The 14,557-nt window shown below is 35.6% G+C and carries 14 protein-coding genes; 8 read left to right on the top strand and 6 right to left on the bottom strand.

Annotated features, from left to right (window positions below; all coding sequences use genetic code 11):
- Positions 1 to 782: 782 nt before the first annotated feature.
- The 4 genes from IPK35_13265 (at position 783) to creD (ending at position 3,656) form a co-directional block, all read left to right on the top strand.
- Entirely contained in the window at positions 783 to 1,166 is a 384-nt protein-coding gene (locus tag IPK35_13265) for a diacylglycerol kinase family protein (GenBank protein ID MBK8054204.1), read from the top strand.
- Positions 1,163 to 1,774, top strand: a complete 612-nt coding sequence (locus tag IPK35_13260; protein ID MBK8054203.1) for a hypothetical protein — start codon at positions 1,163 to 1,165, stop codon at positions 1,772 to 1,774. The genes IPK35_13265 and IPK35_13260 overlap by 4 nt, the downstream gene beginning before the upstream one ends.
- Positions 1,775 to 1,845: 71 nt before the next feature.
- Positions 1,846 to 2,082 carry a transcriptional regulator gene (locus tag IPK35_13255; GenBank protein MBK8054202.1) on the top strand — a complete coding sequence of 79 codons (237 nt, stop codon included), beginning with the start codon at positions 1,846 to 1,848 and terminating at the stop codon, positions 2,080 to 2,082.
- 164 nt (positions 2,083 to 2,246) lie between these two features.
- Positions 2,247 to 3,656: a cell envelope integrity protein CreD gene (gene creD, locus IPK35_13250; GenBank protein ID MBK8054201.1), complete on the top strand. Its 1,410-nt coding sequence runs from the start codon at positions 2,247 to 2,249 to the stop codon at positions 3,654 to 3,656.
- A 440-nt stretch (positions 3,657 to 4,096) separates the two neighbouring features.
- Here the strand turns inward: creD and IPK35_13245 are convergent, their stop codons facing one another.
- Positions 4,097 to 5,530, bottom strand: coding sequence for an AAA family ATPase (locus IPK35_13245; GenBank protein ID MBK8054200.1), 1,434 nt, complete (start codon positions 5,528 to 5,530; stop codon positions 4,097 to 4,099).
- A gap of 474 nt (positions 5,531 to 6,004) precedes the next feature.
- On the bottom strand, positions 6,005 to 6,925 hold the full coding sequence (locus IPK35_13240; GenBank protein ID MBK8054199.1) for an OmpA family protein: 921 nt from the start codon (positions 6,923 to 6,925) through the stop codon (positions 6,005 to 6,007).
- Positions 6,926 to 7,217: 292 nt separating this feature from the next.
- On the opposite strand from IPK35_13240, the gene hscA reads away from it, so the two are divergent.
- The gene (hscA, locus tag IPK35_13235) at positions 7,218 to 9,077 is read left to right on the top strand and encodes a Fe-S protein assembly chaperone HscA (GenBank protein MBK8054198.1); all 1,860 of its coding nucleotides are present in this window, start codon (positions 7,218 to 7,220) and stop codon (positions 9,075 to 9,077) included.
- Positions 9,078 to 9,095: 18 nt separating this feature from the next.
- Here hscA and IPK35_13230 read toward each other — a convergent pair whose 3' ends face one another.
- Both IPK35_13230 and tatC read right to left on the bottom strand, forming a co-directional pair.
- The gene (locus IPK35_13230; protein MBK8054197.1) at positions 9,096 to 9,353 is read right to left on the bottom strand and encodes a hypothetical protein; all 258 of its coding nucleotides are present in this window, start codon (positions 9,351 to 9,353) and stop codon (positions 9,096 to 9,098) included.
- A gap of 190 nt (positions 9,354 to 9,543) precedes the next feature.
- On the bottom strand, positions 9,544 to 10,398 hold the full coding sequence (gene tatC / locus IPK35_13225) for a twin-arginine translocase subunit TatC (GenBank protein MBK8054196.1): 855 nt from the start codon (positions 10,396 to 10,398) through the stop codon (positions 9,544 to 9,546).
- A 227-nt stretch (positions 10,399 to 10,625) separates the two neighbouring features.
- On the opposite strand from tatC, the gene recR reads away from it, so the two are divergent.
- Genes recR through IPK35_13210 form a run of 3 tightly spaced genes read left to right on the top strand, consistent with a single transcriptional unit; the run spans position 10,626 to position 13,239 of the window.
- Positions 10,626 to 11,237: a recombination protein RecR gene (recR, locus tag IPK35_13220; protein MBK8054195.1), complete on the top strand. Its 612-nt coding sequence runs from the start codon at positions 10,626 to 10,628 to the stop codon at positions 11,235 to 11,237.
- Positions 11,237 to 11,458: a glycosyltransferase gene (locus IPK35_13215; GenBank protein ID MBK8054194.1), complete on the top strand. Its 222-nt coding sequence runs from the start codon at positions 11,237 to 11,239 to the stop codon at positions 11,456 to 11,458. The genes recR and IPK35_13215 overlap by 1 nt, the downstream gene beginning before the upstream one ends.
- A 23-nt stretch (positions 11,459 to 11,481) precedes the next feature.
- Positions 11,482 to 13,239 (top strand): glycosyltransferase, encoded by a 1,758-nt coding sequence (locus IPK35_13210; GenBank protein MBK8054193.1) that lies wholly within the window; start codon positions 11,482 to 11,484, stop codon positions 13,237 to 13,239.
- 25 nt (positions 13,240 to 13,264) lie between these two features.
- Here the strand turns inward: IPK35_13210 and IPK35_13205 are convergent, their stop codons facing one another.
- Together IPK35_13205 and IPK35_13200 are read right to left on the bottom strand one after the other, a co-directional pair.
- Positions 13,265 to 13,765, bottom strand: a complete 501-nt coding sequence (locus IPK35_13205) for an asparaginase (protein MBK8054192.1) — start codon at positions 13,763 to 13,765, stop codon at positions 13,265 to 13,267.
- Between the two features lie 275 nt (positions 13,766 to 14,040).
- On the bottom strand, positions 14,041 to 14,484 hold the full coding sequence (locus tag IPK35_13200; protein MBK8054191.1) for a CBS domain-containing protein: 444 nt from the start codon (positions 14,482 to 14,484) through the stop codon (positions 14,041 to 14,043).
- Between the last annotated feature and the right edge of the window lie 73 nt (positions 14,485 to 14,557).

The raw sequence follows: 14,557 nt of genomic DNA, 5'->3' as shown, positions 1-14,557 counted from the left end.
TAGCAGGAGACGGTGGGTATTTAGGGGTGTTTGTGTAGGTAGGGTTGAATGTAAACAGTAGATTTATAGCTCTTTGTATTGTAACTTAACAAAATTAGCTAAAATAATGAAGTGTAGTTTATAAATTTAGCAAAAATTATTAATTATAACGGACGTATTTAGCTAAATATATTGTAGTGAACAGAAAATATTGTGGGAAAAATTTAAATCACAAGTTATTAATTTTCTAATAATTGTGATTTTGAAATTTTGCAAATCATTTTCTGTCGGGTATAACTGGTAGAAAACACATATTTTCAATCTATATTATAAGACTTTGCAAAGGCTCGGAAATAAGGTAAATCAACCAGAAAAATGTGTTTGATTTGTTGGATTGAATTTTTTTTATAATTTTTCACAATAATTCTTGCAGATATGAAGTTTATAAGTAACTTTGTATTACAAAGTACTTTAAAATAATTTAATATATGCAATGAATAATAAAGTTAAATCTTCTTCTATAAATTTGGTTTTTGGTCTCTTATGTACTTTTATTGGCTTTGTCAACTGCTTTTGGGGCAATGATCCTTTTTTGGAATATTTGATTACTTTAATATCCTTCGTGTTTTATGTGCCTTTGTTCAATCTGATTTCTGAGTATTTAAAACCGAATTTCCTTTTAATTGTCAAAGTAATCCTAATTGTATTAATCATATGGGCGAGTTTGGGAGTAGGGGAGTTATTTGATAAGATAGAGTTCATGAAAGTTAATTTCCCTTTGCCGAAATATTAATTATAAACCATTGAAAGTAAAAGAACATAAATATTCACTTATTCAGTGCATCACTCACGCCTTCAATGGTTTCAAGGTGATGTGGTTATCAGAAATCAATTTCAGAATTCATTTGGTTATTGCTCTAATAGTTTTGTTTGCAGGAATAGTTTTAGATTTAAGTAGTTTAGAATTTGTTGCTGTTTTACTTTGTATTGACTTGGTTTTGGCTGCCGAAACATTTAATACTGCAATAGAACAAATTTGTAATTTCATCAGTCCGAATATAAATTCAGAAATAAAATTCATAAAAGATACAAGCGCAGGTGGCGTTTTGATATTAGCAACAATTTCGATTTTAATTGGCATAATCATTTTTTTACCTAAAATATATCAGAACATATTTTCCATATGAACAAATACGAAAACGATTTAACACATATCCGGCAGATGATGGAGCGCTCATCTACCTTCATCTCGCTTAGTGGCTTGTCCGGCGTAGGGGCAGGATTGGTGGCTTTGGCTAGTTGTGCTTTGACATTTTATATCTTGGCTCAATATCAGATTGATTATTTTGATGGGAAACCCAATTATTATTCCTATGAAGTCATCATTCAACTGGCCATCGTAGCGATAACGACCTTAGTATTGGCAATCGCATCTGGTATCTACTTTACAGTGAAGAAGTCTAAAAAACTGAGGCATCCATTATGGTCAGCAGCGACCAGAAATACGATCAAAGCAGCAGCTATTCCACTCGTGATTGGTGGATTGTTTTGTATCATTATCACGTGGCATCATCTCTTTTACTTGGTGGCACCTTGTATGTTGATATTTTATGGATTGGCCTTGGTGAGTGCGTCCAAATATACGCAATCTGATATTTTTTGGCTTGGCATCTTTCAATTGACTCTTGGGATTTTAGCATCTGTTTTCGTAGGATATGGTTTGGTATTTTGGGGTATTGGTTTTGGAATCCTTCACATAATTTATGGTGTCTGGATGTACCAAAAATACAAATAAGATCAGCTGTGAAAGATATCAATATCAACAATATAAACAAGGACTTCGAAAGTCGCGTCAGGCTGGGCATCATGTCTATCCTCATGGTCAATGAATGGGTAAACTTCAACGATATGAAGCAAATGCTTGAGCTGTCTGATGGCAACCTGGCAAGTCATACGATTGCGCTGGAAAGTAAAAATTATATAGAAGTACGCAAGGCGTTTGTAGGGCGAAAACCAGAGACATCATATCGGGCGACAGCGATAGGAAAACAATCTTTCCAAAAACACATAGAAGCATTAGCAACTCTGATTGGCAAAGGCTAGATTGTATTGTTATATTTTTTTGTATTTAAACTTTGAAAAACAAAGTACTTTATACTTATTGCCACTATGGCGCAATGACACTAAATCATTTACTCATTTACAAATTCACTCATTTACAAATTCACTTATTTAATCATTCACTAAATCACTAAATATTTTTAAACATGACAACAACATCTTTTTTTCAGAATCAAGGAACCAAAATTACTCTTAAACTAGCCCTAATTTTTATGCTCACTTTATTTCTATTGATCCCAAAGTTTATGATTTTGGATTTGGTACAAGAACGTCAAAAACTCAGCGAAACCGTTATCGATGAAGTGTCCAAAGGCTGGGGCAGCAAACAAATTCACACTGGACCTGCAGTAGTTATACCTTATTTCCAATACATACAGGGTGAAGATAAAACTAAACCGGCTGTAAAAACAAAAACTCAGATAGTCATCTTTCCTGAGCAATTATCGATAGATGGCAAATTGAATACTGAAGAAAAGTACAGAAGCCTTTACAAAGTGCTACTCTACAACTCAGCCCTTACTGTCAAAGGAAGCTTCAAACTACCCGAATCTTCAATAACCAACATCAACTCAGCAGATATATTGTGGAATGAGGCATCGGTAATTATGGGCATTTCGGATTTGAAAGGCATCAATGATGAAATAGCCCTACAATGTAATGGAAAAACTGTCTCACTAAACCCTGGTATGTCGGATATTAGTTTTTCTAGTTTGCCAATATCCAAACAGGAAAACGCTTATGCTTTGCCTGCAAATGATTATCAAACGTACAATATAACTACTGGATTACAAGGAAAAATCGACTTGGGTGACACGAAGCAAAATTATGTTTTTTCATACAGTTTGAAATTAAGAGGATCAAAAGCACTTTTATTTGCTCCTTTAGCAAAGTCTACAAAAGTCAATATCCAATCATCTTTTGCGGATCCTGTCTATTTCGGAGGATTTTTGCCAGACCATACTACCAACACTCAAGGTTTTGATGCGACATGGAATATTTTAGAGTATAATAAATCTACCCCTGCATTTGTAAAACAAAATACGAATATATCGCTTGGAGACAACCTTTTTGGTGTTGAAATCCGCGTGCTTGTCGATAACTATGCTAAAACGCATCGTGCCGGCAAATATATGATCCTATTTGTGATTCTGACATTTATGGTTGTTTTCCTTACGGAAATTGTGCATCGGATACACATCCATATCTTCCAATACACCTTGATTGGCCTAGCATTAGCGATATTTTTCACCTTACTTCTTTCCATTTCCGAGTTTTGGGGGTTTGATTTGGCGTATTTTGGGGCTGCTGCTGCTACTATTGGACTGATATTTTTGTATAGTTTAGGTATGTTTAAGAACAAGAAAAGCTCAGGTTTACTTTTTGGCTTAATGGTAGCATTATTTGCTTACATATATATCATTATTCAACTGAAAAAAACAGCTTTACTCGCTGGATCGATTGGACTCTTTGTCATCGTTGCATTGACGATGTATGTGACCCGGAAGATTAAGTGGTTTGAGGAAGGAGATTTAAATGAAAACACTAATTTGCAGTAAAATTAACGATCATCTTATTAAGGCATCAAGGATAGTAGCTATAACTTCATTTATATTAGGTACAGTTATATTTCTATCCCAAGTATTATTATTTGACCCAGGCGCACTTTTGGTGTTTGGCTTTATTTACTTAATTATAGCAGTTGCCATAAATCTAATATTTGCTTTAGCATTAATAGGCGATATGTTTATAAGGCCAGAATATAAAATGCATCTTTTAAAAACATTGGGAATCTTACTATTAAATATTCCAATAGCTATATGTTATACAGCGATTGTGTTTAACCATTACTAAATGTTTATCTAGTCAAAGCACAGGTGAGTTGTAAAAAATTATTTTGATGAAATAGAAAATAAAGTCAAAATGGCGAAACATAAATATTTTTGTTTCGCCATATTATTGCATTTTATATAGAAAATGGCGAAACAAAATTTACTTTTTACTCTTTAAATAAGTCATCTAGGTGTATTTCATTCTGAACGAGTTCATTGGAATATTTATTTGACTGCAAGCCTGAAGCCGTGATAAATGTAACAAAAAGGGCTTTTCTGCTCTTGGTAAAGTGACTGAAAGAAGCTAGTTTGGTTTTAATTTTACTCACGTAGTCTGAAGTAATTACAAAGGGTGCTTGATTGAATTTTATTTCGCAGATATTGATCACATTATCTGCTCGGTCTATCAATAAATCTATTTGTGCGCCTTTCATTTCGTCTTTGCCGCGATGCACCCAACTGTGATAAGTATTCAATATACCTCCTATTTTTAATGCGTTGACTATATTATGTATATGCTTGAAACACACATTTTCAAAAGCCAAGCCACTCCAACTTTTCCAGCTTGGCATTGCTGATAATTTCGCCCATATTCCGAAAGATTTACCATGATAAATTTTGATGTATTTCAAGTAAAATAGCGTGTAGCAGTCTTTCAGTTTGATGATGCTTTCATTACTTGTTTTTCCGTAAGGTATCTCAGTCGCTATAAAGCCAGAATACGTCAACTCGTCCAATAAATCTGAAAATCCACCACCTGATAGAAAGTCTGTTGCTTCAAGTAAGCTCTCCCTCGTCATACCACTCGGATGATTTGCTAGAAGTTGTATTATTTTTTGATGTCGGATACTCTTATTAAACAATGAGCTAAACAACTCGTCGTACTCCAAATATAAGGGTGCATCCTTTTCAAAACATATTCTATCCATTGCTTGTACGATGCTCTCTCCCTTCTGTAGCATATCCAAATAATACGGAATACCACCCAATGCCATGTAAAGCTGTACGATATCTGGCCGTGTAGCGATGATACCTTTTTTCTGTAAAAACAGTTCTGTTTCTGACAGTGTAAATGGCAACAATGCTATCCTTGATGTCACCCTATTGTGTAGTCCACCTTTATTCTTTAGGACTTTTTTGATCATCCAAGAAGCGGACGAACCACAGATCACAATGACCAAGTCAGTTCTATCTACAGCAAAAGAATTCCAAAAGTCCGTAAATGCTGTCAAAAACCTGGATTTATTGGTAGCCATCCAAGGGAACTCATCTAGGAATATTACCTTTTTTGATTTACCTTTTTGTCGTCCTATCAACGTCTGCAACATATCAAATGCATGAAACCAATCTCTAGGCGGCAATGTAGCCATATCTAGTCCATAGGCTTCACCGAGACGTTTTGCAAATCGCTCCATATGCTCCGATAATGTACTTTTGTACAAACCAGTCATTTGGAAAAGGACATTCCCTTTATATGTAGACTTTACCAAAAATGTCTTTCCCACACGCCTACGACCTAAGACTGCCACAAGCTCTGACTTATCTGTTTTTAGCAAATCAAGCAAGGCTTTTTTTTCCTTTTTTCGTCCTACCAATTCCATATAATCCATATTTTACGCTCCAAAGGTACAACATATTTATCAAAATGGCGAAACTAAAATGTTTTTGTTTCGCCATTATGGTGTAATTTATATATAAAATGGCGAAACTAAAGTAATATATTGCCCAATTAATAAGTCATTTAAGTGTATTTTATTAAGAACGAATTCGTTTGAATATTTGGTTGACTAAAGACCATTTTCCGGTGATGAAAGTGCCAAAAAGCGTTTTTCTACTTTTCGTAAGGTGACTGAACGAAAGAAGCCAATTTAGTTTTAATTTTACTGACATTGTCTGCTGTACTGATGAAAGGAGAGTGGGTAAAAGGGTAGCCGATTAATATTTAAATGTATGGCGCACTGGAAGATATGGCGGTTTGAAAAAGAAGAATTAAAGATGTAAAAATCGTAATTCAATCTCATTAAAATAAAAAAGGGGGCTAAATTGCCCCCTTTTTTATTGCGTTTTATTGTCTGCTATTTTGGAGCATTTGGAGCTTCTAATAATTTGAAGAACTGATCCAGTTTAGGTAATACGATGATTTCTGTTCTTCTGTTTTCTGCTCTGCCGGAAGCATTAGAGTTGGAAGTTTTAGGAGTGAATTCTGAACGACCACCTGCAGTCATCCGGGAAGGATCTACTTTAAACTTAGTTTGAAGGGTTCTTACGACAGAAGTAGCTCGCTTTGCGCTTAAGTCCCAATTATCTGTATAACAATCTGTACTGATAGGAACATTGTCTGTGTGGCCTTCGACGAGGATGTCCAATTGTGCCTGATCATTGACTATGGATGCAATTTTTGCCAGGACACTTTCAGCTGCCGGATTGATTATGGCAGAACCTGATCTAAAAAGCATATTGTCTGACAACGAGATGTACACCACTCCCTTCTTAACTTCGATCGTGATATCTTTGTCATTAAAGTCACTAAGTGATTTTTTAAGATTGAGAGCAAGTGCTAGGTTTACAGAGTCTTTGTACTGCATAGACTTAGTAAGCTCCTGAATGTATCCACTCTGCATGTTGATAGCTTCGAGCGATTTTTTAATGCTTTCTGCACCGGCTTTATTCAGGACTGAAGCAGTGTTTAACTGTTCCAAAAGATTGCCTTGTGATGATTTTAGCACCACGATCTGATCTTCAAGAGCTTTTACTCTTGCATTGTTTCCTACTAACTCATCGTTTGATTTTTTCAGATTGGCATTAGCCATTTCCAGTTTTCTGTTAGCTTCAAGAAGTTGTGCTTCAAGATCTTTACTTCTATCCTCACATCTTGTCAAAAGTGACTTGTGAGCTTCAAGAGCTGTATTTGCTTCGTTCAGTTTTTTCTTGCTGACACAAGATGGAATTAAAAGCAAAATTGACATTGCCAATAAAAATGTATTTAAAGTCTTCATATTGAAATTTAGGTGGTTAAAAAATTTCTGCAAAGTAAAGTTTTAATTTATTAAATTGCAAATTAGTAGGTCAAAACTTAAAGAAAAAAAATGAAATTATTTGCCGGAATTATTAAATGACTTAACCATATCTTTTTATAAAGCCTTCTATTAATAAACCATATGATATTTTACATGTTTATAACAAATTATTATGAACTATAAGATATAATCTTTATATCTTTTCAGGTTTACAAAAAAAAAATATCAACCTGAGCATTTATAAACAAACACTTGACACAAGACATACAAAATGAAAATTCCAATAGATCTCAAGACAGGGAGTATAAATGCAGAAGAAGAGAAAGATGTGATTGTTGGCATCGACCTGGGTACTACCAATAGTCTTGTTGCTTATATTGCAGGAGAAAATCCTGTAACTATCAAATCAAATTGCGGACAAAATGCGCTCACTCCTTCGGTTTTACATTTTAGTAAAGACGAGACCATTATTGTTGGTGCTGAAGCGAAAAAGTTTTTGGTATCAGATCCTCAAAACACAGTTTTTTCAGTAAAAAGACTCATGGGCAAATCTTTTAATGATGTCAGTAAGTTGAAGTCCAGTATAGGTTATGAAATCATTGATGAAGATAAGGAAGCATTGGTCAAAATAAGAGTGAAAAATAAATATTATACACCTGTAGAGCTTTCTTCTGAAATCCTAAAGTCACTCAAAAGAGATGCAGAGAATCATCTAAAACGTCCGATCACCAAGGCAGTCATTACTGTTCCAGCTTATTTTAATGATGCCCAACGGCAGGCCACAAGAGATGCAGGCAAACTTGCAGGTCTTGATGTTTTGAGGATAGTCAACGAACCCACAGCAGCAAGTCTGGCTTATGGAATAGGTCTGAGTCGTGATGTTGTTTCCAATATTGCAGTTTATGACTTAGGTGGAGGTACATTTGACATTTCTATTCTTCATCTGGAAGATGGTGTTTTTGATGTACTTTCCACTCATGGAGATACGTTTTTAGGTGGAGATGATATCGACAGGCTTATTATCGAGTATTGGGAAAATAAGAATATATCTCTTCACGGGAATGAAGCCAAAAGTTTGAATTTCGGACAGGAAATAAGACTGGCCGCAGAGGAAGCTAAAATATTTCTTTCTTCTCATGATCACTTCCAAACGAAGATAGGAGACCTTTCTCTCGAAATAGACAAAGTTACTTTTGAGTCTTTGATTTTACCTGTGATAGAAAAGACAATGGAAAGTGTAAGACTGGCTGTGAAAGATTCCGGTCTCAAAACTGTAGAAATTGACAAAGTGATCTTAGTAGGAGGCTCGAGCAGGATTCCTCTAATCAAGAACCACCTCAAAGAATTTTTTGGAATTACTCCTGATGATACTGTAAATCCTGATGAAGTAGTTGCACTCGGTGCTGCGATTCAGGCTGATATCCTTGCGGGAAACAGAAAAGACATATTATTGCTGGATGTATCGCCTTTGTCATTGGGTATAGAGACAGTAGGTGGCCTGATGGATACCATTATTCCGCGCAACTCCAAAGTACCTGCAAAAGCCGGAAGACAATATACTACATCAGTGGATGGGCAGACCAATCTAAGGATTTCTGTTTATCAGGGTGAGCGGGATCTTGTACAGCATAACAGAAAACTTGGAGAGTTTATTCTGAAAAATATACCTCCAATGGTAGCGGGAATGCCCAAAATAGAAGTGCAATTTATCATAGATGCTGATGGTATACTTACTGTAAAGGCGCGTGAGCTAAGATCAGGAATGGAATCCTCCATTGACATCAGATCTACCTATGGTATTTCGGAAGAACAGATGGCGCTCATGTTACTTGATTCAATAAAAAATGCAGAAGATGATGTACAGCAAAGAGGTATTTTGGAAGCGATTAATGAAGCTAATAATATTCTTCAGGCTTCAGATAAGTTTATCCAACAAAATGAAGATATTCTTTCAGATGCTGAGATAGAGAAGTTGAGGAATTTGACTGAAAAACTCGAAAAAGCCGTGCATTCAGGAGAAAAAGACACTATTCATACAGCGATCACAAAGCTCAATGACTATTCTTTACCATTGGCACAAAGATCACTGGATGCCAATATATCAAAAGCACTCAAAGGTGTAAAAGTCTAAGATAAAGCTATGATAACCTTATTGGATAAGCTGGTCTAGAGTCGACTTCGCTTCAGGGTGGCTGTTACAAAATAAATTCCACAATTGTTTGCTTGCAAGGAATACAACCTTATCACCGAAACTCCCTTTTCCTTTTAATTTGAAAGTCATGATTTGCAATCTTCCGATAGAGATAATTTTTATAGATTGGATATCCTGATAATAAAGTTTTACCGTCTTAAAGTAATTGGATACTACATAAAAATCACCTGCCATTTCGACTCTTTTCAGCTGCATGATGGAAAAATAAATCAACCCCAAAAAGAATAAAAAAGCCAATAAAAAAGGGTACTTAAATACAGGTGCCGTAAGAAAGGGCAAAGATTGTTCACTAATAATGAAAAGGGAAAGTGTAAAAGAAGAAAAAAAAACTATCCACGCCGTCGGCAGAAACAGTTTGAAAAACAAAGTTAAATTGGAAGAAACCCTATGCGTCATTGGGCTGTGGGGTATTTGTGGTTTCATTGTCTTTTACAACTCTGGCGGCAACGGTAATGGATATTTCGTACAAAATGTACATTGGTATTCCTACCAGGATCTGAGTCAGTGCATCCGGTGGAGTGATCACTGCTGCTATGATAAAAATAACAAGAAATGCTTCCTTCCTGAATTTTTTCATAATCTCCGGACCAATAATCCCGATTTTGGCAAGAAAATAAACCACTATTGGTAATTCAAAAGCCAATCCTACAGGTATGGTAAACATGGTGAGATAGCTGACATAAGATGCAAGTGTGGGGCTGTTGATGGCTTCGGTTCCTACTGAGTAACTGCCCAAAAAAGTAATAGCAAACGGGGCTATCACAAAATATCCGAAACTCACTCCCAGTAAAAAAAGCAATGATGTGACGCCTATAAGTCTGTTGGCTATTTTGATTTCCTGATCATATAATCCTGGTTTGATAAATTTCCAGAATTCATAAAAAATAATCGGAAAGGCTACTACCACTCCTAAATAAAGCGAAACGGTAATCCCCATAAAAAATTGTTCTCCCAGCTCGCGAGTGATCAGAGGGAGTTCCGGAGGACTAAAACATGTAGCTTCAGATATAGCACAAAAAACTTTGTAGGTGATAAAGGACGGTTTTTTTGGAGCATATATGATATATTCAAATACTTCATTTTGAAATACTAATGCTATTATAGCAATCACAATCACAGCAATACCTGCCCTGATGACATGCCATCTGAGCTCTTCCAAATGATCCAGAAAGCCCATTTCCTTGGATTCATCTTCGCTTTTATGCTTTTTTGGAAAAAAATTTCTGATGATTTCTGACATAATTCTTAAAAAAAGTCAAACGTAAAATTCAGATAGATTCAATAACCCCATGAATAAATCTTTGTTGGGACAAAGATACACTTTCTCAGCAAAAAAATAATGAAAACAATCCTTTGTAAGCTGTTCAAAGATTTATTTACAAGATACCAAGATCACAAATTGTCTCTAAAGCAAAAATATACACTATTATATATATGCAATGTATTACAATATATTAAATTTGCCCCATGAATTTTTCGTCTAAAATACTTGAAGACTCTGTAGAAGCACTCGCATCTCTTCCTGGGATAGGAAGAAAAACGGCATTGCGGCTGGCATTGCACCTTGTGCAGGACAATACAAATAAAGCGCAGAGAATATCCACATCCCTCACCAGACTGAACACAGACATCAGAAAGTGCAGGGTTTGTAACAACATATCGGATCACGACCTTTGCAATATATGCACCAACGCATCCAGAAAATCAGGGATTTTATGTGTCGTAGAAAACGCAAGAGACGTCATGGCCATCGAAGATACCAATCAATTTAGTGGCAGATACCATGTTTTGGGAGGTGTGATTTCTCCATTGGACGGTATAGGTCCCGGAGACTTAAGCATAGATCAACTCATCAACCGGATTCAGGTAGAAAATATAAGTGAACTTATCATGGCTATCAGCCCTACTATCGAAGGCGAAACTACAATATACTACATTTCCAAATTACTTAAAGATACTGATATCAGGATTTCTGTAATTGCAAGGGGTGTAGCATTTGGCGGCGATCTTGAGTATGCAGATGAGCTGACATTAGGCAGATCGATTGCTTCCAGAATACCATACTCTTTTCAAATCTGATGAAGTACCAAAATGACCTGGGCATAGTTATAGTCAATTATAATGTCAGACATTTTTTGGTGCAGTGTCTGCAATCTATAAAGACTTCTTCTCTTGAAGGAATGAAAATCGAAATTTGGGTGGTTGATAATGCCTCTGTCGATGGTAGTTGTGCCTTTTACACAGTCAATATCCTGAGGTCCACATCATCGAAAATACTGAAAATAAAGGATTCTCTGTAGCTAATAATCAGGCTATCAGATTGATGTCATCAAAATTCATACTTTTACTCAATCCCGACACCATATTGCAAGAAGATACTTTAAAGATGTGTCATGCTTATATGAAGGACCACCCACAAGCAGGAGCACTTGGAGTTCACTTGATTGATGGAAGTGGTAAGTTTTTACCTGAATCTAAAAGGCAGATTCCAGGGATGTGGAACTCATTTTGCAAGCTATTTTATCTTTCCGACTTATTTCCGAAATCCAGAATTTTCAGTGGGTACAATCTAGGGTATCTGCCGGAGAATGAGATCAATGAAGTAGAAGTACTTTGTGGTGCGTTTATGTTTATCAGATCATCAGTTTTGGATGAAACCGGCTTACTGGATGAAGCCTTTTTTATGTATGGAGAAGATATAGATCTTTCCCACAGAATTCTCAAAGCAGGGTACAAAATTGTTTACTTTCCGGAAACTAGTATTGTCCATTTTAAAGGGGAAAGTACAAAGAAGAGCAGTTTGAACTATATAAAATCATTTTATGGTGCCATGTCCATTTATGTAAGCAAACATTTTAATACAGGTACATCACGAAAGTTTACCCGATTTATACATTGGGCTATCGGAGCAAGGGCCCTGCTCTCAGGCATCGGAAGGTTCACTAAAATCGGATTTAGGCAGATACTCGATTTTTTGCTGATTCTGGGAGGTTTGAGTCTCACAAAAACATTATGGGCGACCTATTACTTTCGAGCACCCGGATATTATGATGATGCACCTATATATCTTTTACTTTTCACATGCTCTTTCATTTGGGTCTTTTTTTTGTGGTTTTTTGGTCATTATGATAAAAAATATTCCACCAAAAACACATTGAACGGTATATTTTGGGGTAGTGTAGTTTCACTTTCGGTTTATGCATTATTGCCGGAGTATTTGAGGGCTAGTAGGGCACTAATTGTTTTTGGCATATTCTGGACATTATTAATTACCGTGTTGATAAAATTTGTCATCAAAAGAGTAACAGCGAAGACAGAGAAGATGACTGACCGAAAAAATATGATTATAGTGGCTTCCAAGATCAACGCCTTATATTTGGAGAAGATATTGAATAACAGTTTTTCAGATATTGAAAATATATATTATGTTGCTCCTGACCAAAATTCGGATGCATCTTTTTATCACAATTCACTATCAAATCTTCATTTTATGATACAGTCACTTCATATAACTGATGTGATTTTTAGTAGTGATGACGTAAGTTTTAAAGAAATCATTCAGAGTATGTCTCAGTGCAACAGCAAAGTGAGATTTAAGATCGGAGGTGATAATTCATTGAGCATCTTAGGTAGTGATGATAAAAATCAACAGGGACAATTATATAGCTTTGACCTGCCTTATGTGATAGGACAGGAGCAAAATAAGAGGTACAAAAGAATGACGGATATCATAGTTTCTTTTGTATTGATACCCTTTATACCGTTTTTAATTGTTAGTTGTGGTTTTCGTATCGCTCTGATATCAAATCTTTTTAAAACCTTTTTTGGTAAATATACTTTGGTAGGTTATGGTGGCAAAAATGAAGATTATAATTTTTTACCATCTTTGAAAAGAGGAATTATTAAGTATCCTATGACGCAAAAAGTTTTGAACTACACTCCTGATTTTTTTAGACTTAAAAATATAGAATACGCTAAAAATTGTAGTTTTCTTACAGATATTAATGTCATTTGGGCCAACCTTTACAAACTGGGAGACAAGGTGGAAAGAAAGGAATTATCATCCGGGAATATGTTTTAACTGAGTTGTCTCAGAGTGAAACAAATTATAGATACTCAAAATATCCTGTTTTGGTATTTTTTTTGACTTTGTCCCATAGATAATATCTCCCGTTCATGGCTATATAAACACCATGAGGCAGTGTTTGCACAAAAGCCAATGCTGCGCCAAGGTTAAAAAAACCATCAGATGAGGTCCCAAATGCATACGGAATCATCGCACCTGTAATGATAATAGTTTTAGCTATTTTGTGCTTGGCAATGGCTGATGCTGTCTGGACCATGGTGTCAGTACCATGAGTTAGTACAATTTTTTCATATTCACTTTTTTTGCAGGAGTATATGATGATTTCTCTGTCAGCATCGGTCATCTGGAGACTATCTATCATCATCAGTGTCTTTATATCTACGTCAAGGGTGCTTCTGCCACGGTCAAACATCTGATGAAGATGAGTATCTTTAAAATATAATTGACCGGTGATGTAGTTGTACTCCTTGTCAAATGTACCTCCCGTGACAAAGATCTGGATTTTACTGGTTTCAGTCATGTAAGGTAGGTTTTGGGTTCAGTGGTAAAAATTATATCTAAAAATGTAAATTTTGAGGTTGCAAATAATGTCATTGATCTGAATGGCGAATGATGCATTTTGAGTTCAATGTCGTTTAGTTAAGGTATTTTTAATTGTTTTACCCATCCTAAATCCTTCCCTTGAAAGGGATGGATTTCATAACTTTGTCTTATCTAAACGATATTGATATCGAATTACTAAGTTTTGCGAACATATAGTACAAAAGTTATCTCCAAATGTTATCAAACAATTACCTATTGATGCGCAGCATCAAGACCTTTATCAAGGACATCTTTAAATAAAATAGGATCAGGGTATTCTTTTCGGAATTCGTACCTCAGGATATCAAAGGTGGTTACTAAGCCTACTAATAAACCATCTCTTACCACAGGAATAGCATGAAACCGATTTACTAAAAACAATTCAGCAGCTGTACCTATTTTATCATCAGGCTCAAGTTTTGCCAGTTTTTTAGTCATGATATCTTTTACAAGAATTTTGCTGTATTCAGACATAGTGGATTTAATTTTCCACATATCAAACGTGGTGACCATACCTACGAGTATTCCTTTGTCGATAACGGGTATGTGATGAATGTTTTTTGACTTGAAAATATCACTGACTTCTTCGACAGTACTCTCCGGTCCCAAAGTGATCAGATCTGTGATCATTATGCTTTCTACACTTTCATTCATCATGGCAATCAGGTATTGGTTGTAAAATTCGAAGCAAGATATTATCTTTTTTTCATTTCCAGAAGGTTTGTGTATT

Source organism: Saprospiraceae bacterium, from assembly GCA_016713025.1.
Taxonomy (GTDB): domain Bacteria; phylum Bacteroidota; class Bacteroidia; order Chitinophagales; family Saprospiraceae; genus OLB9.
This window is presented reverse-complemented; position numbering and strand designations above follow the sequence as displayed.

What these genes read in the sequence shown, in the direction of transcription:
- IPK35_13260 (MBK8054203.1), top strand. Translation starts at nt 1,163, where the DNA reads ATGAACAAATACGAAAACGATTTAACACATATCCGGCAGATGATGGAG.
- IPK35_13255 (MBK8054202.1), top strand. Translation starts at nt 1,846, where the DNA reads ATGTCTATCCTCATGGTCAATGAATGGGTAAACTTCAACGATATGAAG.
- creD (MBK8054201.1), top strand. Translation starts at nt 2,247, where the DNA reads ATGACAACAACATCTTTTTTTCAGAATCAAGGAACCAAAATTACTCTT.
- IPK35_13245 (MBK8054200.1), bottom strand. Translation starts at nt 5,530, where the DNA reads ATGGAATTGGTAGGACGAAAAAAGGAAAAAAAAGCCTTGCTTGATTTG.
- IPK35_13240 (MBK8054199.1), bottom strand. Translation starts at nt 6,925, where the DNA reads ATGAAGACTTTAAATACATTTTTATTGGCAATGTCAATTTTGCTTTTA.
- hscA (MBK8054198.1), top strand. Translation starts at nt 7,218, where the DNA reads ATGAAAATTCCAATAGATCTCAAGACAGGGAGTATAAATGCAGAAGAA.
- IPK35_13230 (MBK8054197.1), bottom strand. Translation starts at nt 9,353, where the DNA reads ATGCAGCTGAAAAGAGTCGAAATGGCAGGTGATTTTTATGTAGTATCC.
- tatC (MBK8054196.1), bottom strand. Translation starts at nt 10,398, where the DNA reads ATGTCAGAAATCATCAGAAATTTTTTTCCAAAAAAGCATAAAAGCGAA.
- recR (MBK8054195.1), top strand. Translation starts at nt 10,626, where the DNA reads ATGAATTTTTCGTCTAAAATACTTGAAGACTCTGTAGAAGCACTCGCA.
- IPK35_13215 (MBK8054194.1), top strand. Translation starts at nt 11,237, where the DNA reads ATGAAGTACCAAAATGACCTGGGCATAGTTATAGTCAATTATAATGTC.
- IPK35_13210 (MBK8054193.1), top strand. Translation starts at nt 11,482, where the DNA reads ATGTCATCAAAATTCATACTTTTACTCAATCCCGACACCATATTGCAA.
- IPK35_13205 (MBK8054192.1), bottom strand. Translation starts at nt 13,765, where the DNA reads ATGACTGAAACCAGTAAAATCCAGATCTTTGTCACGGGAGGTACATTT.
- IPK35_13200 (MBK8054191.1), bottom strand. Translation starts at nt 14,484, where the DNA reads ATGATGAATGAAAGTGTAGAAAGCATAATGATCACAGATCTGATCACT.